The sequence below is a fragment of the Methylobacterium sp. Leaf117 genome (assembly GCF_001422985.1).
In the GTDB taxonomy this organism is placed as follows: domain Bacteria; phylum Pseudomonadota; class Alphaproteobacteria; order Rhizobiales; family Beijerinckiaceae; genus Methylobacterium.
The window spans coordinates 415,254-439,651 of sequence record NZ_LMNL01000023.1; the positions used below are offsets into that span (position 1 = coordinate 415,254).

Below are 24,398 nucleotides of genomic sequence, written 5' to 3' on the forward strand. Positions count from 1 at the left end.
CAGGAAGGACTCTCGCGGCCGCAACAGGCGGGCTTCACGAGCGATCCGACAGAGCAGCCCCGCCGACCGGTGCAAAGCTCCACCGATACGCCACCGCACCGGGTGCGTTCTGTAACATTATAACACTCGCGAGGATTGAGCGGGGCCGCCGAGAGGGCTAGGTCAGGGTCATGACCGACCTGTCCCAGCCCGATCCCCGCGCGCCCGAGCCGATCCCGCTCACCGTCCTCACCGGATTCCTCGGCGCCGGCAAGACGACGCTGCTCAACCGGATGCTGCGCGATCCGGCCCTGGCCGACACCGTGGTCATCGTCAACGAGTTCGGCGAGATCGGCCTCGACCATCTGCTGATCGAGCGGATCGACGAGGACATGGTCCTGCTGGGCGCCGGCTGCCTGTGCTGCACCGTGCGCGGCGACCTGATCGCCACCCTGGAAGACCTGCTGCGCAAGCGCGACAACGGCCGTATCCAGCCGTTCCGCCGGCTGGTGATCGAGACGACCGGCCTCGCCGATCCCGCCCCGATCCTGCACGCCCTGATCTACCACCCTTACCTCGTGATCCGGTATCGCCTGCAGGGCGTCGTCACGGTGGTCGATGCCGTCAACGGTGCCTCGACCCTCGATGCCCATGTGGAGGCGGTGCGGCAGGTGGCGGTGGCCGACCAGATCGTGGTGACGAAGCGCGATCTCGCCGCCGATGACGGCCGCGCCCTGGAGGCCCGGCTGCGCGCCCTGAACCCGACCGCCCCGTTCCGGGACGCCGCGGTCGCCCCGGGCGATCTCCTCGGCGGCCTGTTCGGCCTCGACGGCAAGAGCGCCGATGTGCGCGCCTGGCTCGGAGCCGAGGTCGAGCGGGAAGCGCACCAGCATCATGATCACGGCCACCACCATGGCCATCATCATCACGATGTGAACCGCCACGATGCGTCGATCCGGGCCTTCAGCCTCGCCAGCGACGTGCCCGTGCCCCGGGCCGCCTTCGAGATGTTCCTCGATCTCCTGCGCTCGGCCCACGGGCCGAACCTGCTGCGCCTGAAGGGGCTCGTCGCCCTGGCCGACGCGCCCGAGCGGCCGCTGGTGGTGCACGGAGTCCAGCACATCATCCACGCGCCGGTGCATCTCGACGCCTGGCCGGATGCCGACCACCGCTCGCGCCTCGTGCTGATCGTGCGCGATCTCGACCCGGCCTTCGTCACACGGCTGTGGGACGCCTTCCTCGGCCGGCCGCGCGTCGATGGCCCGGATGCCGAGGCCCTGACCAACAATCCGCTCGCCATCCCGGGTGGCTGAGCCGGCTCCGGTTTCGTCCGCCGTCGAGGCCCGTTCGTCCGGAATCGGGCGGCATCGTTCTTGAGACCTCTCCCCCAACCAGCGCCTCCGGGCGCTCCATTGTTCCAAAATGGAACATCGGCGGGATCGGATCGAGACGATGAGACAGCTTTTCACGGTCATCGAAGGCGGCGCGGGGCGGATGGCGGCCCCGGCGAGTGGCGCGAGCCCAGTGTCTCCGGCCCCGGCCGCCAGCGCCTGGCGCATCGACCTCCGGCGGGCGGCGGCCTTCAGCGACGGCGAGATCGCGGCCTGGCGCGCTCTCCTGGTGCGGGTGCGGGTGGCCGACCCGGTCCATGCCGATCCGGATTACCTGCTGTCGGCGGCCCAGCATCAGGCCGGCGGGCGCGATCTCGTCTTTGCCCTCGCATGGCGCACCGGCAACGGCCCCGACCAGCTTGCCGCGATCGTGCCCCTGGCCATGCCGCACACGCTCTGGGGTCAGGCCCGGATCGCGCCGTGGCAGCCGCACGGGACCACCGTCACGCCGACCATCGCGCCCGACAGCGTCGGCGAGGTCCGGGAGGCCCTGGCCGACCACCTGCGGGCGTTGCGTCCGAGGGCCGTGCTGGTGCTCGAATCGGCCGTGGACTCCCCGAAGGCGCCCGAGGGGCCGAGGCTCCTGCGCGCGGTGATCCGGCGCGCCAGCATCCCGACCCACAGCCTGATCGGGGTACGCACCGTTCCGGCCGCGTCCCGGGTGGAGCGGATCAGCGATCCCTATCGGGTTCGCGATGCGGTGGAGGAGTTCCTGCTTCTCGACGCCCAAGTCTCGGCCGCGCCGATCATCGGCGATCCGTCCGAGGCCGCCCTGGTCCGGGTGGTGACGCGCCTGTTCGCGCAGCGCCGACAGGTCACCGTCGCGCTGACGCGGCGGGGCGACGCGGTCGTCGCCGCCAGCATCACCCTGGGGCATGGCGCCGAGGCGGTGGTCTGGCGCCGCGTGTCCGAGGATGCCTCCACCGGGGTCGCCCCGCGCCGCGCCGACCGCTCGGCCTGAGCCGCGCCGCCGTCCTTTACTCGTCCTCGCCGAATTTGTTGGCGAGCAGATCGGCGATGGCGCTCATGCAGCTCTCGGCGTCGCTGCCCGAGGTCACCACCGCGATCGAGGTGCCCTGCGCCGCCCCGAGGGTCAGCAGGCCCATGATCGAGCGCCCGCCCACCGTCTCGCCCGAGCGGGTGACGGTGACGGCGGCGTCGAATCGCTCCACCGTCTGGACGAACTTCGCCGAGGCCCGGGCGTGCAGGCCGCGCCGGTTGATGATCGGCAGCACCTGGATCAGGCCGCCCTCGGGCACCGGCGGGAGGGTGTCCTCGGCGTCGTCTTCGTCGTGGCTCATGGGTTCGTCGTGGCTCATGGGCGTTGGCCGTTCCCTCGCTGGCGAACCGCGCCGCGTCGCACGGCCTCGGCGGGTCCCCGCGTCGGGCGGGTCCCTGGAATGCCTGTAAGCTGTGGTGGGGGCGTAAGAAAGGCTATTTGCCGGCGAGCACGCGCGAGGCGACGTTGATGTATTTCCGGCCCGCCTCCTGGGCGTGCAGGACGGCATCGCCGAGGGGCTCGGCATCGCGCACGCTGGCGAGCTTGATCAGCATCGGGAGGTTGATGCCGGCCACGACCTCGACCTGTCCGCCGTTCATGCACGAAAGGGCAAGGTTCGAGGGCGTGCCGCCGAACATGTCGGTGAGCACGACGACGCCCTTGCCCGTATTCACGCGGCCGACGGCCGTCATGATGTCGAGCCGGCGCAGCTCCATATCGTCCTCGGGACCGATGGTGATGGTCTCGATCTGCTTCTGCGGCCCGACGACGTGTTCAAGGGCAGCCTTGAACTCGGTCGCCAGCAGGCCGTGGGTGACGAGCACCATTCCAATCATCGACGCGGGTTCCAACGCCTTGTGAGCGGAGCCGCCATTTTGTGCAGCGCACGGTCGAGCGCAAGGTGATTGCGGCGTTTTGTATGCTCGGCCGTCATCATCATGCCACGGTGGTGGCTCCGGCGCTACGGTCCCGGGTCCGGCGGCAGCGTCAGGATTGGCCGGTGCGTCCCAAGCGCCACGCCGCCGCAGCCCGCGAGGGCGTCGAGGACGAGGCGCGGCCCGAGCCCGGACCGCAGCAGGCCCGGATCGAGGCGCAGGGCCGGCAGGGCGCGATCGAGCAGCACGACGGACGCCAGGGGGCGCTCCGGCAGGCGGGGGAGTTCCGCCACGAGATCGACGACGAGGCGGACCGGCACCGACGACAGGGTGTCGTTGGCGCGCAGGAGCCCGAGGCCCCGCACCTCGATGCGGTCGGCGAGCACCGGATCGGCATGCGCGATCACCGCTGTGCCGTCGCAGGTGAGCCGGACGCGGTCGTCGGCCACGAGGGCGGCCGGCGTACCCATCAGGGCGGCCCTGTCGAGAAGCAGGAGCGCCAGGGTCGACTTGCCCGACCCCGAGGGACCGCGGATCAGCAGGCCGGCCCGGCCGAGGGCGATGCAGCTGGCATGCACCGCTTCGCTCCGGTGCGACGGGTCGGGCATCGCCGCGCCGGCCTCCGGGCTCAGCGGGCCGCCGCCGGCAGGCGCACGATGAAGCGGGCGCCGCGCACCGTCGGCTCGCCGTCCTCGTCGGCCGGACCCGGGCGGTTTTCGGCCCGGATCGTGCCCCGATGGGCCTGGACGATCTGGCGCGAGATCGAGAGGCCGAGGCCGGAATTCTGACCGAACCCCTGCTCGGGACGGTCGGTATAGAAGCGCTCGAAGATCCGCTCCAGGGCATGCTCGGGGATGCCCGGCCCCTCGTCCTCGACGATCAGCTCCACGTCGTTGCGCACCCGGCGCAGGGCCACCCGCACCTTGGCGTCGGGGGGCGAGAACGAGCGGGCATTGTCCAGGAGGTTGTTGACCACCTGCCCGAGCCGGCTGTCATGGCCGAAGATGGTGAAGGGCGAATCGGTCTCTCCGGCCGGCGCGTCGCAGTCGAACTGGATCGGCGCGTCCTTCGCGCGACGGCGCTCGTTGGCCACCGAGACCACGGTGGACATCAGCTTGCGCATGTCGACCCGGCGCGCCTCCGCGCGGGCCAGTTCCGCGTCGAGGCGCGAGGCGTCGGAGATGTCCGAGATCAGCCGGTCGAGGCGCTTCACGTCGTGCTGGATGATCGCCAGCAGGCGGCTGCGCGAATCGTCGGATTTGGCCAGCGGCAGCGTCTCGACGGCGCTGCGCAGGGAGGTCAGCGGATTCTTCAGTTCGTGGCTGACATCGGCCGCGAAGCTCTCGATGGCGTCGATCCGGCGATAGAGCGCCTGGGTCATGTCGCGCAGCGCCCCCGACAGGTGGCCGATCTCGTCGGTGCGCCCGGTGAAATCCGGGATCTCCTCGCGCGACTTGATGCCGAGGCGGACCTTCTCGGCCGCATCGGCGAGGCGCCGCACCGGCCCCGCGATGGCACCGGCGAGCAGGATCGACAGCACCAGCATCACGGCCGCCGCGATGAGGAAGACCTGCAGCAGGCCGAATCGCTCCGAGGCGATGACCCGGTCGATGTCGCCCCCTTGCGTCGACAGCATCAGGGCGCCGCGCACGGAATTCGCGCGCTGGATCGGCACCGCCACCGACACGATGGTCTCGCCCGCCGGGTTGCGGCGCACGATGGTGCCGCGCGCGCCCGAGAGCGCCACCTGCACCTCCTTCAGGCTGTGCCCGCTGGCCGGGCCGACATCCTCGCTGACGCCGGGCGGGGCGTCGCCGCCGAAGCGCGCCCCGAACCGTGCCTGCAGGGACTCCCAGGTCGCCTCCAGCCAGGTGCGCTTGCGCGGGCGCACGTCCGGGTCGCTCCGGCCCATCTCGCCCCGGGCCGAGAGGGTGCGGGTGTCGAACAGAAGGCCGCCCTCCTGGTCGTAGACCCGGGCGCGGTTGCCCGTGGGGGTGATCAGCCGGCGCAGCAGCGGGGCCACCCGCTCGGGATTCAGCGAGAAGGTGAGGGGGGAGGACAGTTCCTCGACCTCGCCGGCCTGGAGCTGGAGCAGCTTGTCGGGATCGATCCGGATCGCGTCGGTCTCGACCGAGGCCGAGGACGCGATGGCGCCGGCGATGATCTCGCCCTGGATCAGCAGGCTCTGCACCCGCGCCTGGATCAGCCCCTGGCGGAACTGGTTCAGGTAGAGGAAGCCGAACAGCAGCGCGATCAGCCCGACGAGGTTGAGCACGACGATGCGCCGCGTCAGGCTCGACGAAGCGCGTTGGCCGATCCCGTTCCAGATCTGGCGCGGCCAGCCCAGCACGCCGCGCGACGGAATTTCGGCTTGGTCTGTGGAGGGCACGATCGTCCGTTGTCAGGGAAGGGGCGGGCTATGCGGGAAACCGGAGGGGGCTGGCCGGGGCCGGACCTCAGCTTTCCTTGAAGCGGTAGCCGACGCCGTAGAGCGTCTCGATCATGTCGAAGTTGGTGTCGGTCACCTTGAACTTCTTGCGCAGGCGCTTGATGTGGCTGTCGATGGTGCGGTCGTCGACGTAGACTTGGTCGTCGTAGGCGGCGTCCATCAGGGCGTTGCGGCTCTTCACGACGCCGGGGCGGTGGGCCAGCGCCTGGAGGATCAGGAATTCCGTCACCGTCAGGGTCACGGGCTCGCCCTTCCAGGTGCAGGTGTGGCGCTCGGGATCCATCATCAGCAGGCCGCGCTCCAGGGAGCGGGCGGCGGCATCGGCCTCGCGGGCGGCGGCGCCCGGGCCGTCCTTCGGGGCGAAGCGGCGCAGCACCGCCTTCACGCGCTCGACCAAGAGCCGCTGCGAGAACGGCTTATGGATGAAGTCGTCGGCGCCCATCTTGAGGCCGAACAATTCGTCGATCTCCTCGTCCTTCGAGGTCAGAAAGATCACCGGAAGGTCGGATTTCTGCCGCAGACGCCTGAGAAGTTCCATTCCGTCCATGCGCGGCATCTTGATGTCGAAGATCGCGAGATCGGGCGGGGAATGCTTCAGCCCGTCGAGCGCCGAGGCGCCGTCGGTATAGGTCTGGATGCGGTACCCCTCGGTCTCGAGCGCGATCGAGACGGAGGTGAGGATGTTTCGGTCGTCGTCCACGAGGGCGATGGTCGGCATGCGCGTGTCCTGTTGCTCGGATGCGGCTTGGCGGACGTCTGACGGCGCCCGCCCCTCCGCATCCCACCCTGATTCGCCGTCGTGGACGGCGGGCAAGGATCGGCAAAAACGCGGTGGCGACCGTGCCGGGGAGGCGGGCCGCGTTCGCGCGGAGAGTCAGGCTGTGTAATGGCAACGGGCGATAAAAGCGAGCGATCTCGGTTGTTTGTCCGTTTGGTGCTTGACTGAGGCCATTGGGCCGCATGTCTGCGCTCTCGTGCGGAGCGGATTGCAACCGCTATGATCCGCCGGCTGAACGCGGCCTGAGCGCCGCGGCGCGATCACGAATTCGGGGGATCATCGATGGCCGAGGCTGACAACAACGCCGGGTCCGCGCCGCGCCGGCAGGCGGCTCCGCTTCCGACGGCCGAGGCCCCGTTCGACGCGATCGGACTGGCGCGGCATCTCCTGCGCAGCATCCGCTCCGGCGCGCTCGCCACCCTCGACCCGGAGGACGGCACGCCCTTCGTCTCGCTGGTGACCCTCGCCACCGACGTCGACGGCACGCCCCTGATGCTGCTGTCGCGGCTCTCGGCCCACACCCGCAACCTGCTGGCGGATTCCCGCGCCTCGCTGCTGTTCACCGCCGGCGGCAAGGGCGACCCGCTGGCCCATCCGCGCCTGACCGTGACCGGGCGCGTGACGCAGACGGCCGAGCCGCGCGCCCGCGCCCGATTCGTGGCCCGGCATCCGAAATCCAAGCTCTATGCCGATTTCCCGGATTTCGGGTTCTTCGCTCTGGAGCCGAAGGCCGGGCATCTCAACGGCGGTTTCGCCAAGGCCGCCGTGCTGACGCCTGCGGAATTGCGCCTGGATATCACCGGCGCGGAGGGGCTGGTGGCGGGCGAGGCCGGCGCCGTCGATTACATGAACGCCGACCACGCCGACGCCCTCGCGCTCTACGCCCAGGGAGCCGGCGCCGAACCCGGGCCGTGGCGGCTCACCGGCCTCGACCCGGAGGGCCTGGATCTCCTCACCGGCGACCGGACCGCGCGGGTGCTCTACCCCGAGCCGGTCCGCGAGATGGGCGCCCTGCGCAAGGCCCTGGTGGCGATGGCGGCCCGGGCACGGGCCGGGGAGGCCGCCCCGGCCGATTAGGCCCGGGCGCGGATCGCTTCGCCGACACGAACGCGCCGGGGCGAACGTCCGGATCGACGTTCGCCCCGGCCGCTCCGTCGCGCCCTTACTTCTTGTCGTGCGGATGCGTCTTGCTGTGGTCGTGCGTGTGGCCCTCCTTGGCCGCGTGCACCGGCTTGGTGCTCTCGGTCACGTCGACGCGCTCGGGCATGCCGCGGTTGGTGTGGTGGTTCGGGCCGCCCGAGACGCCGCCGGTGTTCGGGACGGCCTGCGACGGGTTGTCGGAGTTTCCGCTGCCCTCCGTGGCGGAGGCCTGTCCCGCCAGGGCGGTCATCAGGGCCAGGGACAGAAGCGTGATGGTGATGCCGCGACATGGTCTCGTCCTCAAGTTTCGCAGCCCCGTCGGCTGCGTCGAGACCTGATGTAGCCGAGGCGTTTGGCTCCCCGATGCCGGGTCTGTGACGAAGTGTGGCGCAGGTCGCCGAACCCTCGCCGCGGGACGCGGCCGCCTCAGCCGGTCGGGCGCGGCAGGGTGATCCGCACCCGCAGGCCGCCGCCGGGCCGGGTCTCCAGGCCGATGCGGCCGCCCTCCGCCTCGATCACCCGGCGCGCGATGGTCAGGCCGAGGCCGGTCCCCCCGGTGTTGCGGTTGCGCGAGGTTTCCAGGCGGGTGAACGGTGCGAAGGCCCGCTCGACCGCGTCGGCGGGAAGGCCGGGGCCGTCGTCGTCGACCTGCAGCTCCAGGGTGGTGTCCGCGATGGTCAGGCCGATCCGGGCCCGTTCCCCGTACCGGACGGCGTTGTCGACCACGTTGTCGAGGGCGCGCCGGAGCGCCACCGGCCGGATGGCGGCGAGCGCCCGGCCGGGTCCGTCGTAGACGACCGCATGTCCGGCATCCTGTCCGGCATCGGCGATGCTCATCAGCAGGCTGGCGACGTTGGTGACCCGCCGGACCTCCGGATCGGCATCGCCGCGCAGGTAGGCCAGCGTCGAGTCGATCATGGCCTGCATGTCGTCGAGGTCGGATGCCATCGCGTGGCGCTGCGCCGCGTCGGTGACGCCATCCAGGCGCAGGCGCAGGCGCGCGATCGGCGTCCGCAGATCGTGGGACACGGCGGCGAGCGCCTGGGTCCGCTCGGTGACGAGGTCCCGGATCCGCACCTGCATGCCGTTGAGGGCGCGGGCGATCGCGCGGGTCTCGTCGGGGCCGACCTCGGGCACCGGCACCATCCGGCCCTGGCCGACGGCATGGCCGATCAGCCCGGTGATGTGGCCGAGCGCACGCAGCGGCCGGGCGATCCGGCTGGTCAGGAACACGGCGGCGAGGCCGACCAGGATCGCCATCGCGGTCGCCAGCATGGCCCAGGGATTGCGCAGGGCCATGCCCGAGGCGTGGGCCGAGTGGAAGGCGAGCTGGCTGCCGTCCGCGAGCGCCAGCGTCCCGCCGAGATCGAGCCGGTGGAGTGGGTCCGTGTCGCCCTCCATCGCCAGGGAGAGGCCGGTGCCGAGGCTGGAATCGAGGGCGGTCAGGCGCCGGTGCAGGGGGGCCAGGGCCGGGTCGCTGCGGGGCCGGGCCGGAGCGGGGGTCTCCGTCCAGGCGACCTCGAAATGCGGATTGGACAGCGCCTTGGCCTCGGCGTTCCGCTCCGCCGGCGGGCGCCGCATCACCGCGTCGCGGGCCAGGGCGAGCTGTGACGCGACCTGGGCCGCGAAGGCCTCGTCGGCGGCCGCGGCCGCCGACTGGCGATAGAGCAGCAGGGCTCCGCCATGGACGGCCAGGATGGCGGCCAGCAGGACGACGAGTGTCCGGGCCTCGAGGCTGCGCGCCAGGGCGAAGACCCGTCTCACCGGCGCTCCACCTTCGCGGCCAGCATGTAGCCCGAGCCCCGCACCGTCTTGATCACCGGCGGCTCGCCCTCGGGCGGGTCGAGCTTGCGCCGCAGGCGGCTGACGAGGGTGTCGACGCTGCGGTCGGACGGCGATCCCAGGCGCGCGCGTGACAGTTCGAGGATCTGCTCGCGGCCGAGCACCCGCCCGGGATGGTCGAGGAACACCAGGAGGAGGTCGTATTCCGCACCGGACAGGTCGACGCCGGCGCCGTCCGGGTCGACCAGCGCACGGCTGCGCAGGTCGAGGCGCCAGCCCGCGAAGGCCAGGGCCTCGCCGCTGCCCGGGGAGGCCGCCGGCGCCAGGACGGAGCGACGCAGCACCGCCCGGACGCGGGCCAGCAGCTCCGGGCGCCCGAACGGCTTGGCGATGTAATCGTCGGCCCCGAGTTCCAGGCCCAGCACCCGGTCCGCCTCTTCGCCGCGCGCGCTGACGATGATGACCGGCACCGTGGAGCGGACGCGCAGCGCGCGCAGCAGGTCGAGGCCCGACGCACCGGGCAGCATGACGTCGAGGAGGATCAGGTCGACCCCGCCCTGGGGCAGGAGCCGCCACATCTCGGCGCCGCTGCGGCATCCGGTGACGCGGTAGCCGCTGTCCCGCAGCGCCCGGGTCACCAGGATGCGCAGGCCGTCATCGTCTTCCACCAGGAGGACGTGGCCCAGGTCCGGCATCGGACCGGATTCCTCCAGGGGGTTCATGGCTGACGTCTCGGCTCCGGGGATGCGGCCGCTGCGGCGAATCGGCGGGCGGTGGGAATCAGCCGGAAAATGCAGGCCGCTGCAAGCCCGCCGCAAGCCCCCCGCAAGCCCGCTGCTGACCCGGCTCCCCGGCCGGGTCCGGCGCAGGCGGCGCACTCGCCGCAGGGGTGGGACCGTAGGGTTTGGGCGATACGCCTGGACCATGGGCTCGGGGTCCTGCGCTCGGGGGCCTGCGCGTGGGGTTCTGCGCGTGGGGTCCTGCGCTTGGCGCACGGGGCGGGCGCTGCTATCTGCGGGCGACCTGTTTCCCATTCCAAGAAACCGTGCGCCGGGTCCGTCCCTTGGACGGCGGGCCGCGCGCGCCGGAGATCGCATCCTCGATGACAACGACGCCCATCGACAACATCCGCAATTTCTCGATCGTCGCGCATATCGATCACGGCAAGTCGACGCTGGCCGACCGGCTGATCCAGACCACCGGCACCGTGGCGCTGCGCGACATGAGCGAGCAGATGCTCGACTCGATGGATATCGAGAAGGAGCGCGGCATCACCATCAAGGCCCAGACGGTGCGGCTCGAATACAAGGCCGAGGACGGCAAGGACTACATCCTCAACCTGATGGACACCCCCGGCCACGTCGACTTCGCCTACGAAGTCTCGCGGAGTCTCGCCGCTTGCGAAGGTTCGCTCCTGGTGGTCGATGCCTCGCAGGGCGTCGAGGCGCAGACGCTGGCCAACGTCTACCAGGCGCTCGACGCCAACCACGAGATCGTGCCCGTCCTCAACAAGATCGACCTGCCGGCGGCCGAGCCGGAGCGCATCCGCGCCCAGATCGAGGAGGTGATCGGCATCGACGCCTCCGAGGCCGTGGCGATCTCGGCGAAGAGCGGCCTCAACATCGAGGCGGTGCTGGAGGCCATCGTCACCCGCCTGCCGCCGCCCAAGGGCGACCGCAACGCACCCCTCAAGGCCCTGCTGGTCGATTCCTGGTACGACGTCTATCTCGGCGTCGTCGTGCTGGTGCGCATCGTCGACGGCGTGCTCAAGAAGGGCATGAACATCCGCATGATGCGGGCCGACGCGGTCCACGGCGTCGACAAGATCGGCGTGTTCCGCCCGAAGATGGCCGATATCGCCGAGCTTGGCCCGGGCGAGGTCGGCTTCTTCACCGGCTCGATCAAGGAGGTGGCCGACACCCGCGTGGGCGATACGCTCACCGAGGACAAGCGCCCCTGCAAGGAGATGCTGGCAGGCTTCAAGGACGTGCAGTCGGTGGTGTTCTGCGGGCTCTTCCCCGTCGATGCCGCCGAGTTCGAGACCCTGCGCAGCGCCATGAGCAAGCTCCGGCTCAACGACGCGTCGTTCTCGTATGAAATGGAAACCTCGGCGGCCCTCGGCTTCGGCTTCCGCTGCGGCTTCCTCGGGCTGCTTCACCTCGAGATCATCCAGGAACGCCTGGAGCGCGAGTTTAACCTCGACCTGATCTCCACGGCGCCCTCCGTGGTCTACCGCCTGCAGATGACGGACGGCACCATCAAGGAGCTGCACAACCCGGCCGACATGCCGGACGTGATGAAGATCACCGCCATCGAGGAGCCGTGGATCCGCGCCACCATCCTCACCCCCGACGAGTATCTCGGCGGCGTGCTCAAGCTGTGCCAGGACCGGCGCGGGACGCAGGTCGACCTCAACTACGTCGGCAAGCGTGCCATGGTTGTCTACGACTTGCCGCTCAACGAGGTGGTGTTCGATTTCTACGATCGCTTGAAGTCGATCTCCAAGGGCTATGCCTCGTTCGACTACCACATCTCGGATTATCGCGAGGGCGACCTCGTGAAGATGTCGATCCTGGTCAATGCCGAGCCGGTCGACGCCCTGTCGATGCTGGTCCACCGCACCCGCGCCGAGCATCGCGGCCGGGCCATGTGCGAGAAGCTGAAGGACCTGATCCCGCGCCACCTGTTCCAGATCCCGGTCCAGGCGGCCCTGGGCGGCAAGATCATCGCCCGCGAGACCATCAAGGCCTTGTCCAAGGACGTGACCGCCAAGTGCTACGGCGGCGACATCTCGCGCAAGCGCAAGCTCCTCGACAAGCAGAAGGAGGGCAAGAAGAAGATGCGCCAGTTCGGCAAGGTCGAAATCCCGCAGGAGGCGTTCATCGCCGCCCTGAAGATGGACGATTGAGCCGGGCCCCGGAGGTGGAGCCGAACGCCGCCCCCATCCCGCTCACCGTCCTGATCCGGACGTTGAACGAGGCTGACCGCATCGCGGCCTGCCTCCGCTCGGTCCTGCCCCTGGGAGCCGAGATCCTGGTGATCGACGCCGGCTCGACCGATGCCACGGTGGCGATCGCCGAGTCCCTCGGCGCCCGGGTGGTAGTCAATCCCTGGCCGGGATTCGGGCCGCAGCGACGCTTCGGCGAGGACCTCTGCCGCCACGACCACGTCTTCAGCGTCGACGCCGACGAGATCCTGACCCCGGAGATCGTCCGGGAGATCCGGGGGATCTTTGCGGCTCCCCAAATCCCGTCCCTGATGATCGTCCGCAAGGCGATGGTGCTGCCGCATCACGCGCGGCCGTCGCCCTGGGCGTTCTGCACCGAGAACATCTATCTCTACGACCGGCGCGTGGCCCGCACCACCGACAACCCGAACTGGGACAAGCTCGCGATCACCACGGCCGAGAAGCCGGTGACGATCCGGTCCGTGGTCTGGCACCACACCTTCCGCGATTGGAACCACGCCATCGCCAAGTCGAACTATGTCGGGCAGCTCGCCGCCGACACCCAGCCGATCGGATCGCGCTTCGAGACCGGCCTGCGCCTGGTGTTCGAATACCCCCTCAACTTCCTGAAATTCTACATCCTGCGCCGGTTCTTCCTCGCCGGCCTCGACGGTTTCGTGATGGCGAGCGTGCTGGCCTATGGCCGCTTCATCCGGATCGCCAAGATGCACGAGGCCACCCGCGGCCGGCCCTCCACCGGGCTCCCCTTCCTGCGCCGCGCCAAGCGCGCTGCGTCGGACACCCAGGCCGATCCGGGCTGAGGCCCGGCGGATCGGCGTCGCAGGCCTCAGGCCCCCTGGCCCGTCAAGTGACGCGTCGCTTGGCCGAGGTCCCGGCCCTGGTCACGCAGGCGCACCGAGGTGGCCTCCAGCGCCCGCGAGGACGAGAGCGCATCGGCGGTGGTCGCCCTCAGGGCGTCGAGATGGTCGGTCGTCTGCCCGATGGTGGCACGGGCGCGGCCGATCCCGTCCGCGATCGCGCCGGCGGCGACCTGATGCGCGGCGCTGACGGTGCCGATGTCGCTGGCCTTGCGCTGAACGGTTTCGATCTCGGACTGGACCTGCGACAGCGAGGCGGTCGACCGGGCGGCGACCTGCCGGAGCTGGTCGACCTGGGCGCCGATCTCGGCGGTGGCCTCGGCGACCCGGCTCGAAAGCGCCTTCACCTCCGTCGCCACCACGGCGAAGCCCCGTCCGGCCTCGCCGGCGCGGGCCGCCTCGATGGTGGCGTTGAGCGCCAGCAGGTTGGTCTGGCCCGCGATGGCGGAGATCAGCGCGCTGATCTGGCCGACGCCGGCGATCCGGTGCTGCAGGTCGGTGAACACCGCCACCGCCGCCTCCAGGGCCTGGGCCGATCCGCCCGCCACCGTCCCCACCTGCGCCGCGTGGGCCGAGGCCTCGCGCGAGAGCGCGACGAGGTCCTGCGCCGCCCGGGTCACGGCCTCGATCTCCCGCGAGGCCTCCGCCGAGGTGCGGTCGACCTCCAGGCGCCGCTCGTCCACGTGGCCGGCGACGCCCAGCACCGTCCGGGCTCCGTCCTCCACCGCCACCGTGGTCTCGGCGAGCTGGCGGGCGATGCCGTCGAGGGTCACCGTCAGGGCGTGCGCCCGGTCGCGCCGGGCGTGCTCGGTCAGCGCCAGCGCGAGGCGGTCGCCCACATAGGCCATCAGCGCCAGAAGGTCATCGTTCAGTTCTGCGGCCTCGCGCGAAAAGAACTCCAGCACGATCTCGACCCGCTCCTCGACGCGGACCGGGAACATGAAGCAGCCCCGCACCCCGTTGCGGCGGGCGGTCCCGGCCCGGACGAAGCCCGCCAGCGCCGTCACGTCGGCGCAGGAGACCGGCGCGCCGCCGGCCGCCACCCGGCCGACCAGGCCCTGGCCGGGGGCGAACACCGCCTGCTCGGAGATCGCCACGAAGTCCGCCGCGTCCGTCCCGCCGTCGCCCGCCGCGAAGGACCAGGTCCGCATCGACAGCATCGCCCCGTCCGGGTCGCGGCGGCGATAGGCGTGCCCGATCGGCCAGCCGGTGAAGCCGGCCACGATCCCGAGGCAGTCGCGGGTGGCGGCCTCGGGGGTCGGCGCCGTGCTGCAGGCCCGCGCCACGGCGTCGAGGAAGGCGAGAATCGCGGCGAGATCGTGCGGCGCGGATCTGGGCGCGGGCTCGCGCCGGGAGGGGGTGAACCAGGACGTCAGGGTCTTCAAGGTCGTCCGGCGCACGCGGGGCCTCGGCGAAGGAGGGCAGGGCGGACGCGCGGCGCCCGTCGCGCCAGGATAGGGAGGCCGGGCTTGACGGACCCTGTCCAGCCGGGGGTTGCGCAGCGCAAAGTGACGCCAGACCGCGAGCGAATTTTCACCATTCCAGGGCGCGCTGATTACGGAGGCGCCATCCGCACGGTGCCGCGTCCGGCCGCCTTGGCGGCGTAGAGGGCGGCGTCCGCCCGGGTGAACAGGTCCACCGGGTTCGCCTGCGCGGCGCGCGCGACCCCCACGGAGGCGCCGAAGTGCAGACTCACGCTGCGATGGACGAACGGCACCCGCATGGCCCGCACGATGCGCTGACCGATGGCCTCGCCGACGGCCCCGTCGGCATCGTGGCCGATCAGGACGGCGAACTCGTCGCCGCCGATGCGCGCCACCAGGTCGATCGGCCGGCAGGCGTCGCGCAGGCGCCGCGCCGCTTCGGCCAGGCAGGCATCCCCGACCGCGTGCCCGTGGGCGTCGTTGATCGCCTTGAAGCCGTCGAGGTCGATCAGCAGCAGGGCGCCGGTCTCCGGCATCTCCGCCAGCCGGGCGTCGAACACGCTGCGGTTGGACAGCCCGGTCATCCGGTCGAACTCGGCCTGGTAGCGCATCCGGTCGGCGTGCCGCTTGGCGTCCGTGATGTCCTGCTTGAACCCGAAGAGCCGGACCGGCTGGCCCGCCCGGACCTCCACACTGGCGGAGATCCGGATCGCCCGGCGGCTGCCCCGGAGGGTGACGATCTCGGATTCGAGGGTGAAGGACGTGCGCCGGGCGATGGCCTCCGCGCGCATCGCCACCAGGGTCCGGCGCGCCTCCTCGGTGTAGCAGGCCAGGGTCGCCTGCCGGCTCACCGCCGATCCGTGCGGCATCTCGAACAGGTCGTAGACGCCCGCGCTCCAGCGCAGGGTCTCGCAGGGCAGGCGGCATTGCCACAGGCCGATCCCGGCCGCCGCCGAGGCGCGCTCGAACACGTGCTCCTGGTCGGCGAGGGTTTCGGCCTGTTGCCGCACCAGGGCGGTCTGCGCCGCGAGGTCGCGCCGGAGTTCGGCGATCATCGCGGCATCGCGCGCCTGCTGCGCGGCCGCCGCATCCGCGACCTTGCCGGCGAGCCGCAGGGCCGCCGAGGCCAGATCGACACCCGGCGGGCGCTCGGACGGAGCGGTGGCCGCCGGGGTACTGAGAAGGTCGTACCCGGTGGGAGCCAAGGCGGGTGGTTCCTGCGTGCGGTCTTGGAGCGAGCGCAAGGTCCCGGAGCGCCTTCGCGACCCGGGATGTTTCGGCAAAAAACCGTACCGGACGCAAAGTTAAGGTTCGCCCTCGGGATCTGCCGTGCGGCGCGATCTGCGTGGAGATCGACTTCGGGGTCTACTCGGCCGCCTTGTCTACGGCCTCGACCACCTCGGCCTTGTCGGCGGGCGGCTCGGCGCTGGCCATCGCCTTGCGCTCCAGCATCGGCTGAAGGCGATCGGCGAGCTGCTGGCCGAGATGGCGGGTATAGGCGGTCTGGAAGTAGCGGGCGCCGGTGCCGCGCCCGTACAGGCGGTCATGGGCCTGGATCATCGCGTCGACCTCGGGCCGACACAGGAAGCCGGTGATCCCGGCGGCCTCGTACCAGCGTCCGGCCCGGGCATGTCGCAGGGCGGCGGGATTGGCCAGCACGGTCTCGGCGAAGCAGTCCGTCGCCGCAATCTCGAGGGGCGACATCACCCGGTGCGGATGGGCCGGATTGCGGCCCGCAGCCTCGGCCGCAGCGCCCCAGCCCAAGGTCATCACCACCGCGCCGAACAGCAAAGCTCTCATCAGGGAAGCCTCGTGCCAAATCGTTCTCGATCGGGACTGAGTATTCCTCATGGATTTCGTCGGGAGAAGGGCAGAACCGGGCCGTCGACGTTCGGGGCCGCGATCGGCGTGCCGATGTGGCACGCCCATCACAGGGGCTCGGCCGGGGGATGCAGAGAGAGTCCCGGACCGGCGCGCCGGCCGGAGGCGCCTCAGCCCCGGCGCTCGGCGTTCCAGCGGCCGCTGCAGCCGATCACGCCGGTGGTGGTCCAGGTGCCGTTGCCCATGCCCTGGCGGCTGAGACGGCCGATCACGTCGGCGTGATCGTCGCCGCGGGAGATCACGGCCCGCACGGCGCCGTTCTGCGCCACCCGCCCGCGGATGTTGAACTCGCCGCCGGCATAGCTGGCTTCCCCGCGCCGGATCTGCACGCCGTAGCGATAGGCGCGGTCGCAGGGGCCGTCGAGGGTGACCACCTCAATGCTCCAGGTCCCGTCGTAGCGGTTGGGCACCTGCACCTTCTTGGTGGCGGCACCGGCGCTGCCGACGGAGAAGCTCAGGAGCACGAGGGAGGTCGCCGCCAAAGCGGTCATCGACCGGGGGGTGACGGCAAGGGCTGGGCGTCGCATGGCTTTCCGTTCTGGGTTCGACTCGACGGGCCACAAACCATCGAAGAGCGGTCGCGGTTGCGCAATCAGGCCTGCGTCGCGTGCGCCAGCGCTCCCGTCAGCAGGGCCAGGACGTCGCCCCCGGCCTGGAGGTATCCGTCGACGCCCGCCGCGGTCAGGGCTTCAGCGAGGTCGCCCGGCTTGCCGGCGAGGTACAGCGTGACGGCACCCGCCGCTTTGAGCGCCCGGGCGGCATCCGCCGCATGGGTGGCGTAGAGCGCGTCGGACGAGCACAGGCAGGCGATGCGGGCGCCGGAGGCGCGGAACGCGTCGGCCAGGGCCACCGGATCGGTGAAGCCCTCCTGGTTCACCGCCTCGATGCCGCCGGCCGCGAAGGCATTGGCGGCGAAGGTCGAGCGCGCGTTGAACACCGCGACCGGACCCAGATTGGCGAGGAACACCGAGGGCCGCCGGCCGGTCGCCGCGAGGGCCGCGTCGGAGGCGTCGCGCAGGGCCTCGTAGGGCTCGGCGAGGCGCCCGGAGGGCAGGGGGGCGCAGGTCACGGCCGGGCCGGTGCCGAAGCCGCCGGCCGGCGGCGCCGTCACGGGGGCGACCTCCAGCACCGTCACGGGCTTCTCCGCCAGGTAGGGGAACTCGCTGGCGCCGGTCAGCGCTTCGCGGCGGGTGGCGACATTCTTGGCCCGGGTGGCCCGGGTGGCGGCGATCCGCTCCTGGATCGCGCCGGCCCGGAGGCTCGCCACGATTCCGCCTTCGCGCTCGATCGCCTGGAAGGCGGTCCAGGCCGCCTCGGCCAGCTTCTCCGTGAGGGTCTCGAAGCTGCCGGCGCCGGCGGCCGGGTCGGCGACGCGGGCGAGGTTGGATTCCTCGATCAGCACGATCTGGCTGTTGCGCACCACCCGGCGGGCGAAGGCGTCGCTGAGTCCGAGCGCCGCCGTGTAGGGCAGGGCGGTGATCGCGTCGGCACCGCCGAGGCCGGCCGAGCAGGCGGCCATGGAGGTGCGCAGGATGTTCACGAAGGGGTCGCGCCGGCTCATCATCCGCCAGGCGGTCTCGGCATGCAGGCGCAGGGGCTTCGGCGCGAGGCCGCAGGCCGCTTCCACCCGGGCCCAGAGCCGGCGCATGGCGCGGAACTTGGCGATGGTCAGGAATTCGTCGGCATCCGCCGTGAGCAGCACCGCGACGGCGTCGCGGGCGCGTTCGAGCGCATGCCCATTGGCCTCCAGGGCGCGCAGGTAGGCGACCGCCGTGGCCAGGGCGGCGGCGAGTTCGGTCGCCTCGCTGGCGCCGGCCTCGTGGTAGGGCCGGCCATCGGCGAGGCAGGCCCGGCCGCTGAAGCCCTCGGCGTCGAAGGTCGCGAGCGCGCCGGCGATCCCGGCGCCGAAATCTTCCGCCAGGGTCCCGCCCGAGGCGAGGACGCCGATGGGATCGAGGCCGAGGTCGAGGTCGAGGCCCTTCAGGGTCTCGCCGCGCGCCGCCACGACAGCGCGGATCAGGTGGGCGGCCTCCAGGCCGCGCGCGCCCGCATCGAGGCGGGTGGCGATCAGCGGCAGCATCACGTTGCCGAGGGCGGCGTCGAGGTCGGTGGCCGTCGTGGCGGTGAGGCCGTAGCCGCGGGCCGCCGGTGCGCCGGCGAAGACCAGGGTCAGGGCATCGGACCCGCCTTCGAGGTCGGCGAGCGCGAGGGCGCTGGCGGTGGCGCCGTCCGGATGGTCGACCCGCTGCGAGACGCGCCACGGCCCCGGAGCCCGGGCGGGCTGCGCCACCGGCGAGGCCGGATCGTAGAGCGGTTCGATGCGGATGCCGTCCGCCGTCTTGGAGACCAGGCGCTTCTCGAAGTCGCCGCCCTTCAGGACCCCGTCGACGAGGCCGAGCCAACGCTCGCGGGTCGCGGGCGGGAACAGGTCGGCGAGGGGACGGTCTTCCATCGGGGCTGGCCTCCGCGTGTGCTTTTACGCCGGTCGATGCTGACCGGTCGCCGGCCAGGAACGACCGGACCTTGGTTCCGGACAGCCCTTGCACGGCGTCGCGCACGGACGCAATCGCCCCCTCGTCTTGTATTTTATATCCCAGCGCCGAATACGCTCGACGCGGGCTTTGTCGTCCTCGTTCCAGCCTGTTCGGTCTCGGAGGACCGTCCGAAAACCTTCGCCGCCGGACGATCGACTGACGTCGGACCCGGAATCGCTGATCCGAAGCCGATCCGCCGGATCGCCTATCCGAAAAGGATCAGGCCGGCGAAACCGAGCGAGCCGACGATGATGCGCCACCAGGCGAACAGCCGGAAGCCGTGGGAGGAGACGTAGTCGAGCACCGTCCGCACCACGATGAAGGCCGAGATGAAGGCCACGATGAAGCCGATGACGATCAGGCCGGTGTCGTCCCGCGACAGGTTCTTGTAATTGTCGAGCAGGTCCTTGGCGAAGGCCCCCGCCATGGTGGGAATCGCGAGGTAGAACGAGAACTCGGTGGCCGAGCGCTTGTCGGCGCCCATCAGCATCGCGCCCACGATGGTGGCGCCCGAGCGTGACACGCCGGGAATCATCGCGATGCACTGGAACAGGCCGATCTTGAAATCCATCGGCAGGGTGAAGTCGAAGACGTCCCGCTTCTTCACGTCGAGGTCGGTGTCGTCGAGGACGAGGAGCACGATGCCGCCGGCGACCAGGGTCGCGCACACGATCCAGGGATTGAAGAGGTAGTACTTGATGTATTTCGAGAACAGGCCGCCGATGATCGCCGCCGGCAGGAACGCCAGCAGGATGCCGAGGATGAAGCGGCGCGCCTTCGGGTCGTTCGGCAGCGCCAGGGTGATGCCGAGGAGCCGGCGGAAATAGACCGCCAGGATGGCCAGGATCGCGCCGAGCTGGATCAGCACCTCGAAGGTGTTGTTCGGCGATTCGAAGCCGATGAAGTGGCCGACCAGGAGCTGGTGCCCGGTGGACGAGACCGGGATGAACTCCGTCGCCCCCTCGACCACGCCGAGCACGACCGCTTTCGCGATGCCCATCGCATCCATCATCTGTTCGCCTCGCGGGTTGGGGATGTGTCGGTCGGACTTGAGTTCGAAAGCCCCGGCCGGTCTGCGGTGGCGGCCAGGACCGCTCGACGCGCGCGAATCGTCCTGCGGGTTCGACCTTGATCCATCCAGGTTGCCTGATCCATCAAGGTTGACGGACGGTTATCGCGTTCGCGACATGCGTGTTAATGAGGCGGCAACGATCGGGCAATAAGTCTTTCTTTGCCGCTCATCCCGCAGGGCCTCGACGCGCTCCGTCTCCCGGCACACCTCCCCCGTTCGAAACGGCCTCGATGGCGACGCTTTACCATTCCTCCTTCTGCCCGCATTCGCGCTTCATCCGCCTGGTCCTGTCCGAGATGGGCATGGAGCCGACGCTGATGGAGGAGCGATCGTGGGACCGGCGCGAGGCCTTCCTGCTGATCAATCCGGCCGGGACCACGCCGGTCCTGGTGGAGCAGACCGGGCTCGCGATCCCGGGGGCGGGCATCATCGCCGAGTATCTCGACGAGACCCGGGGCCTCGGCCTCAGCGGCCGGCGCCTGCTGCCGGAGACCACGGCGGCGCGGGTCGAGGTCCGGCGCCTGCTCGACTGGTTCCTGGTCAAGTTCGACGCCGAGGTGACCGAGTACCTGGTCACCGAGAAGATCTCGAAGCGCTTCATGAACAGCGCCAACGGCGGCGGCCCGCCGGACATGAACGCCATTCGCGCCGCGCGCACCAACGTGCGCTACCACATGAAGTATATCGGCTACCTGATGTCCCGCCGGAAATGGCTGGCGGGCGACCATCTGACCTATGCGGATCTCGCGGCGGCGGCCCACCTCTCCTGCGTGGATTATCTCGGCGACGTGCCATGGGACGAGGACGAGACGGCGAGGGACTGGTACGCGCGGGTGAAGTCGCGCCCGTCGTTCCGCACGCTGCTGGCGGACCGGGTGCCCGGCATGGCCCCGGCGGACCATTACGCGAACCTGGATTTTTGAACGCAGCCCACGACGCACCGCAAGCATACGACGCACCGGACCTGCCGGCGGCCCGCGCCGCGTCGCCGGCCCGCCCTGCGTCGAAACCCGCGCGGCCGATCCTGGCCGGGGCGGAGCTGCGCCGGGCCGTCGAAGCGCGGGCGCGGCTGCTCGGCTTCGAGTCGATCCGCATCACCCGGCCCGACGCCGTGCCCGAACTGCAGGACCGGCTCCCCGCCTGGCTCGGCGAGGGCCATCACGGCAGCATGGACTGGATGGTCGAGCGGGCCGACCAGCGCGCCGACCCCGCCACCCTGTGGCCGGGCGTGCGCAGCATCGTCATGCTGGGGATGAATTACGGCCCCGAGGCCGATCCCCTGGACCTCCTGGCCCGGCGCGACCGGGGCGCCATCGCGGCCTATGCCCAGCGCCGCGACTACCACGAGGTGGTCAAGGGCAAGCTGAAGGAACTGGGCGGCTACCTCTCGGCCAAGGGCGACGTCCGCGTGAAGGTGTTCGTCGACACCGCTCCCGTGATGGAGAAGCCGCTGGCGGCCGCCGCCGGCCTCGGCTGGCAGGGCAAGCACACGGTGCTGGTGTCCCGCACCCTCGGCAACTGGCTCCTGCTCGGCGCCATCTACACCTCCGCCGACCTGACCCCCGACGCGCCGGAGGCCGACCATTGCGGCTCGTGCCGGCGCTGTCTCGACATCTGCCCGACCGGTGCCTTTCCGGCGCCCTACCGCCTCGATGCGCGCCGCTGCATCGCCTACCTGACCATCGAGCATGCCGGGCCGATTCCGACGGAGTTCCGGTCGGCCATCGGCAACCGCGTCTTCGGCTGCGACGATTGCCTCGCCGTCTGCCCCTGGAACAAGTTCGCGGCGACGGCCGCGGAGGGGCGGATGGCCGCCCGGAGCGATCTCGCCGCCCCGCCGCTCGCCGACCTCGCCCGCCTCGACGACGCAGCCTTCCGCGCCCGCTTCGCCGGCACGCCGGTCAAGCGCACCGGGCGGGATCGATTCCTGCGCAATGTCCTCATCGCCATCGGCAACTCCGGCGATCTCGGCCTCGCCGCCGAGGCCGAGCGCTGCCTGGACGATCCCGCGCCCCTGGTGCGCGGCATGGCGGTGTGGGCGCTCGGGCGCCTGCTGGCGCCCGCGCCGCTGCGCGCGCTTTTCAACGCCCGGGGTTTGGGCGAAACCGACGCCATGGTCCGGGCCGAGTGGGACTCGGCCCTGGACCCGACCCCGCCCGAGACGACAGGACAGACGCCGACATGAACCTCTTCGTCTTCGGACTCGGTTTCACCGCCCGTCGATTCGTGGAGCGTGCCCGCGACCGCTTCGGCGTGGTCCGCGCCACCGTGACCGATCCGTCCCGGGCCGGCCCCAGCGATCTCGCCGAGATGCGGGCCTTCGGACCGGACTCCGATGACCCCCGCATCGCGGCCGACCTGGCCGATACGGATGTGCTGCTGGTTTCGGCCCCGCCCGCCCGCGACCTCGACACGACCCTCGCGGTATACCGCGAGGCCATCGCGGCCAGTCGCATCGGCTGGATCGGCTATCTGTCGACCATTGGTGTCTACGGCGACCACGAGGGCGCCTGGATCGACGAGTCGACGCCGCCCCGCCCGGTGAGCGGCCGTTCCCGTGGGCGCCTCGCCGTCGAAAATCAGTGGCACGCCCTCGGCGCCGAGACCGGCAAGGCCGTCCAGGTCTTTCGTCTCTCCGGCATCTACGGCCCGGGCCGCAACCCGATCGTGAAGCTGCGGGAGGGTAAATCGCAGCGAATCATCAAGCCGGGACAAGTGTTTAACCGGATCCACGTCGACGATATCGCGACCACGCTGCTGGCCTCGATCGCCCATCCCCGCGCCGGTGCCACCTACAACGTCACCGACGACGAGCCGACCCCGCCGCAGGTCGTGACCGAATATGCCGCCAAGCTCGCCGGCCTACCGCTGCCGCCGGAGGTGGATTTCGAGACCGCCGACCTGAGCCCGATGGCCCGCAGCTTCTACGGCGAGAACAAGCGGGTGCGAAATCGCCTGATCCAAGAAGAGCTTGGCGTGACGCTCGCCTATCCGACCTACCGCGAAGGCCTGGCCGCCCTCGTGGCAGATGCACGAACCTGAGGTTGCCTTACGCCGCCTGGCGGTTCGCCGCCGGCGCGAAATGCTCCCGGTAGCGTGCTGCGATGGCCGGGACCGGCAGCACCACGAAGACGTCGGTGGTGCCGAACTGATGGTCCACGACGGCCCCGTCGCCGAAGGTCGCGCCGATCCGCAGGTAGCCCTTGATCAGCGGCGGCAGCGCCTGGAGCGCGGCCTTCGGGTCCACGGCCTCGCGAGCCACCCGGTTCATCGCCACGTAGCGCTCCGGCAGGGCGCGGGCGCACCAACCCTCCGAGGCCCGGGCATGGTGGTGCAGGAAGCTCAAGGGCAGGGCGAGCCGATCCGGGTCCGTCCCCTCGAGGCTGGCGCAGCCCAGCATGGCATCGATGCTATGGTGTTGAACATAGGCCCAGATTCCGGCCCAGAGCAGTTCCACCGTGCGCTTGGTCCGATAGGGCTTCAGCACGCAGGAACGCCCGAGCTCGAGGAACCGCGCCCCCGGATTGGCCGCCATCAGAGGGGCAATGTCGTATTCGCCGGCCGTGTAGAACCCGAAATTGCGGTCGGCCGCATCCTGCCGCAGCAGCCGGTAGGTCCCGACAACCTTGGGCTGGGTGCGCCGGAACGGCTTAGCGGCGAAGTTCGGCGTGTCCGTGGCGGCGTGATCGATCACCAGGAGGTGGTCGCAGACCGAATCGTACTCGTCGACGTCGCGGCGCGACAGCATTGCGAGACCGCTCGGAACTGCCGACATTTCCTCGAAGAACACCCGGTAGCGCAGGCGCTGCGCCCGCCGGATCTCCGAAGCGGAGGTGGCCAGCCGCACCTCGAGGGAGCCGATACGGCCGAGGGTCGGCGCGAGCCCCGGGGCGGCGATGGGCGTTCTGAGGCGGGGCTTGAACCGGATCGGCGCCCCGCCCGCAGGGAGCAGAAGCCCACTGCGCCCCGCTTCGGCGGTGCGCTGCTTCAGCCGGGCGAAGGGCGCATGAACGTGCGCCTCCCAGCCATTAAGCCACGCCGTGGAGGCATCGCGCGCGAAGTTCGGGACCATCGTCCAATCCGCCCTGTCGGGACCGCGAGGCGTGCTCCGCTGGAGCCCTTGGCCTCGTGCCTTCGGGAGGTCACATCACCACGAAGCGCACACGCTTTTATGACAAGGATTGCTGTTTTTCCAGAGGGGCTTGCCGGAGGAGAAGGTCCACCCTCCGACGACGCCCCGATGGGTAGTCGCCGAAGGATCCGACGCT

Annotated in this window: 23 protein-coding genes; 8 read left to right on the forward strand and 15 right to left on the reverse strand. The window is 70.8% G+C overall.

Going from position 1 to position 24,398, the window contains the following annotated elements; all coding sequences use genetic code 11:
- The first annotated feature begins 170 nt into the window (after window positions 1-170).
- Complete coding sequence (locus ASF57_RS13365) at window positions 171-1,292, forward strand: GTP-binding protein (RefSeq protein ID WP_056179368.1); 1,122 nt, start codon at window positions 171-173, stop codon at window positions 1,290-1,292.
- A gap of 139 nt (window positions 1,293-1,431) precedes the next feature.
- The gene (locus ASF57_RS24780; protein WP_056179371.1) at window positions 1,432-2,331 is read left to right on the forward strand and encodes a hypothetical protein; all 900 of its coding nucleotides are present in this window, start codon (window positions 1,432-1,434) and stop codon (window positions 2,329-2,331) included.
- A 16-nt stretch (window positions 2,332-2,347) separates the two neighbouring features.
- Here ASF57_RS24780 and ASF57_RS13375 read toward each other — a convergent pair whose 3' ends face one another.
- The 5 genes from ASF57_RS13375 to ASF57_RS13395 form a co-directional block, all read right to left on the reverse strand.
- Window positions 2,348-2,671: an HPr family phosphocarrier protein gene (locus ASF57_RS13375; protein ID WP_056180048.1), complete on the reverse strand. Its 324-nt coding sequence runs from the start codon at window positions 2,669-2,671 to the stop codon at window positions 2,348-2,350.
- 133 nt (window positions 2,672-2,804) lie between these two features.
- Window positions 2,805-3,206 (reverse strand): PTS sugar transporter subunit IIA, encoded by a 402-nt coding sequence (locus ASF57_RS13380; RefSeq protein WP_056179374.1) that lies wholly within the window; start codon window positions 3,204-3,206, stop codon window positions 2,805-2,807.
- Between the two features lie 125 nt (window positions 3,207-3,331).
- Window positions 3,332-3,853, reverse strand: coding sequence for a hypothetical protein (locus tag ASF57_RS13385; RefSeq protein WP_056179377.1), 522 nt, complete (start codon window positions 3,851-3,853; stop codon window positions 3,332-3,334).
- A 20-nt stretch (window positions 3,854-3,873) separates the two neighbouring features.
- Complete coding sequence (locus ASF57_RS13390; RefSeq protein WP_056179380.1) at window positions 3,874-5,634, reverse strand: sensor histidine kinase; 1,761 nt, start codon at window positions 5,632-5,634, stop codon at window positions 3,874-3,876.
- Between the two features lie 67 nt (window positions 5,635-5,701).
- Window positions 5,702-6,412, reverse strand: coding sequence for a response regulator transcription factor (locus ASF57_RS13395; RefSeq protein ID WP_056179384.1), 711 nt, complete (start codon window positions 6,410-6,412; stop codon window positions 5,702-5,704).
- A 342-nt stretch (window positions 6,413-6,754) separates the two neighbouring features.
- Between ASF57_RS13395 and ASF57_RS13400 the strand changes: the two genes are divergently transcribed.
- Window positions 6,755-7,549: a DUF2470 domain-containing protein gene (locus ASF57_RS13400; protein ID WP_056484056.1), complete on the forward strand. Its 795-nt coding sequence runs from the start codon at window positions 6,755-6,757 to the stop codon at window positions 7,547-7,549.
- Window positions 7,550-7,634: 85 nt separating this feature from the next.
- Here the strand turns inward: ASF57_RS13400 and ASF57_RS13405 are convergent, their stop codons facing one another.
- From ASF57_RS13405 to ASF57_RS13415, 3 genes are all read right to left on the reverse strand, one after another.
- Entirely contained in the window at window positions 7,635-7,916 is a 282-nt protein-coding gene (locus ASF57_RS13405; RefSeq protein ID WP_156376123.1) for a hypothetical protein, read from the reverse strand.
- A gap of 122 nt (window positions 7,917-8,038) precedes the next feature.
- Window positions 8,039-9,376, reverse strand: a complete 1,338-nt coding sequence (locus tag ASF57_RS13410) for an ATP-binding protein (protein ID WP_056484062.1) — start codon at window positions 9,374-9,376, stop codon at window positions 8,039-8,041.
- Window positions 9,373-10,116 (reverse strand): response regulator transcription factor, encoded by a 744-nt coding sequence (locus ASF57_RS13415; RefSeq protein WP_056484065.1) that lies wholly within the window; start codon window positions 10,114-10,116, stop codon window positions 9,373-9,375. Before ASF57_RS13415 ends, ASF57_RS13410 begins: the two co-directional genes overlap by 4 nt.
- 380 nt (window positions 10,117-10,496) lie before the next feature.
- Between ASF57_RS13415 and lepA the strand changes: the two genes are divergently transcribed.
- Window positions 10,497-12,302, forward strand: a complete 1,806-nt coding sequence (gene lepA / locus ASF57_RS13420) for a translation elongation factor 4 (protein WP_056484563.1) — start codon at window positions 10,497-10,499, stop codon at window positions 12,300-12,302.
- Window positions 12,299-13,162: a glycosyltransferase family 2 protein gene (locus ASF57_RS13425; protein WP_082503933.1), complete on the forward strand. Its 864-nt coding sequence runs from the start codon at window positions 12,299-12,301 to the stop codon at window positions 13,160-13,162. The genes lepA and ASF57_RS13425 overlap by 4 nt, the downstream gene beginning before the upstream one ends.
- Window positions 13,163-13,188: 26 nt before the next feature.
- Here ASF57_RS13425 and ASF57_RS27270 read toward each other — a convergent pair whose 3' ends face one another.
- The 6 genes from ASF57_RS27270 to ASF57_RS13455 all read right to left on the reverse strand — a co-directional run bounded on the left by ASF57_RS27270 (window position 13,189) and on the right by ASF57_RS13455 (window position 20,067).
- Window positions 13,189-14,619 (reverse strand): methyl-accepting chemotaxis protein, encoded by a 1,431-nt coding sequence (locus tag ASF57_RS27270; RefSeq protein WP_162241564.1) that lies wholly within the window; start codon window positions 14,617-14,619, stop codon window positions 13,189-13,191.
- Window positions 14,620-14,774: 155 nt separating this feature from the next.
- On the reverse strand, window positions 14,775-15,848 hold the full coding sequence (locus ASF57_RS13435) for a GGDEF domain-containing protein (RefSeq protein ID WP_244476928.1): 1,074 nt from the start codon (window positions 15,846-15,848) through the stop codon (window positions 14,775-14,777).
- Between the two features lie 160 nt (window positions 15,849-16,008).
- Entirely contained in the window at window positions 16,009-16,443 is a 435-nt protein-coding gene (locus ASF57_RS13440) for a hypothetical protein (protein ID WP_056484073.1), read from the reverse strand.
- A 191-nt stretch (window positions 16,444-16,634) separates the two neighbouring features.
- Window positions 16,635-17,015 carry a hypothetical protein gene (locus ASF57_RS13445; protein ID WP_056484076.1) on the reverse strand — a complete coding sequence of 127 codons (381 nt, stop codon included), beginning with the start codon at window positions 17,013-17,015 and terminating at the stop codon, window positions 16,635-16,637.
- Window positions 17,016-17,116: 101 nt separating this feature from the next.
- Entirely contained in the window at window positions 17,117-18,976 is a 1,860-nt protein-coding gene (locus tag ASF57_RS13450) for a methylmalonyl-CoA mutase subunit beta (protein ID WP_056179408.1), read from the reverse strand.
- A 287-nt stretch (window positions 18,977-19,263) separates the two neighbouring features.
- Window positions 19,264-20,067, reverse strand: a complete 804-nt coding sequence (locus ASF57_RS13455; protein ID WP_056484568.1) for an undecaprenyl-diphosphate phosphatase — start codon at window positions 20,065-20,067, stop codon at window positions 19,264-19,266.
- Window positions 20,068-20,360: 293 nt separating this feature from the next.
- Between ASF57_RS13455 and ASF57_RS13460 the strand changes: the two genes are divergently transcribed.
- From ASF57_RS13460 to ASF57_RS13470, 3 genes are all read left to right on the forward strand, one after another.
- A complete protein-coding gene (locus tag ASF57_RS13460; RefSeq protein ID WP_056179414.1) occupies window positions 20,361-21,053 on the forward strand; it encodes a glutathione S-transferase family protein in 693 nt (230 codons plus the stop codon).
- A gap of 116 nt (window positions 21,054-21,169) precedes the next feature.
- On the forward strand, window positions 21,170-22,315 hold the full coding sequence (queG, locus tag ASF57_RS13465) for a tRNA epoxyqueuosine(34) reductase QueG (protein ID WP_082503968.1): 1,146 nt from the start codon (window positions 21,170-21,172) through the stop codon (window positions 22,313-22,315).
- Entirely contained in the window at window positions 22,312-23,172 is an 861-nt protein-coding gene (locus ASF57_RS13470) for an SDR family oxidoreductase (RefSeq protein ID WP_056484080.1), read from the forward strand. Before queG ends, ASF57_RS13470 begins: the two co-directional genes overlap by 4 nt.
- A gap of 7 nt (window positions 23,173-23,179) precedes the next feature.
- On the opposite strand, the gene ASF57_RS13475 is transcribed toward ASF57_RS13470, so the two are convergent.
- Window positions 23,180-24,202, reverse strand: a complete 1,023-nt coding sequence (locus tag ASF57_RS13475; RefSeq protein ID WP_056484082.1) for a GNAT family N-acyltransferase — start codon at window positions 24,200-24,202, stop codon at window positions 23,180-23,182.
- Window positions 24,203-24,398 lie beyond the last annotated feature (196 nt).

Coding starts and splice junctions, on each gene's coding strand:
- ASF57_RS13380 (WP_056179374.1), bottom strand. CDS start 3,206: ATGATTGGAATGGTGCTCGTCACCCACGGCCTGCTGGCGACCGAGTTC.
- ASF57_RS13470 (WP_056484080.1), top strand. CDS start 22,312: ATGAACCTCTTCGTCTTCGGACTCGGTTTCACCGCCCGTCGATTCGTG.
- ASF57_RS13415 (WP_056484065.1), bottom strand. CDS start 10,116: ATGAACCCCCTGGAGGAATCCGGTCCGATGCCGGACCTGGGCCACGTC.
- ASF57_RS13450 (WP_056179408.1), bottom strand. CDS start 18,976: ATGGAAGACCGTCCCCTCGCCGACCTGTTCCCGCCCGCGACCCGCGAG.
- ASF57_RS13365 (WP_056179368.1), top strand. CDS start 171: ATGACCGACCTGTCCCAGCCCGATCCCCGCGCGCCCGAGCCGATCCCG.
- ASF57_RS24780 (WP_056179371.1), top strand. CDS start 1,432: ATGAGACAGCTTTTCACGGTCATCGAAGGCGGCGCGGGGCGGATGGCG.
- ASF57_RS13475 (WP_056484082.1), bottom strand. CDS start 24,202: ATGGTCCCGAACTTCGCGCGCGATGCCTCCACGGCGTGGCTTAATGGC.
- ASF57_RS13455 (WP_056484568.1), bottom strand. CDS start 20,067: ATGGATGCGATGGGCATCGCGAAAGCGGTCGTGCTCGGCGTGGTCGAG.
- ASF57_RS13375 (WP_056180048.1), bottom strand. CDS start 2,671: ATGAGCCACGACGAAGACGACGCCGAGGACACCCTCCCGCCGGTGCCC.
- ASF57_RS13460 (WP_056179414.1), top strand. CDS start 20,361: ATGGCGACGCTTTACCATTCCTCCTTCTGCCCGCATTCGCGCTTCATC.
- ASF57_RS13445 (WP_056484076.1), bottom strand. CDS start 17,015: ATGACCGCTTTGGCGGCGACCTCCCTCGTGCTCCTGAGCTTCTCCGTC.
- ASF57_RS13395 (WP_056179384.1), bottom strand. CDS start 6,412: ATGCCGACCATCGCCCTCGTGGACGACGACCGAAACATCCTCACCTCC.
- ASF57_RS13400 (WP_056484056.1), top strand. CDS start 6,755: ATGGCCGAGGCTGACAACAACGCCGGGTCCGCGCCGCGCCGGCAGGCG.
- ASF57_RS13385 (WP_056179377.1), bottom strand. CDS start 3,853: ATGCCCGACCCGTCGCACCGGAGCGAAGCGGTGCATGCCAGCTGCATC.
- ASF57_RS13440 (WP_056484073.1), bottom strand. CDS start 16,443: ATGAGAGCTTTGCTGTTCGGCGCGGTGGTGATGACCTTGGGCTGGGGC.
- lepA (WP_056484563.1), top strand. CDS start 10,497: ATGACAACGACGCCCATCGACAACATCCGCAATTTCTCGATCGTCGCG.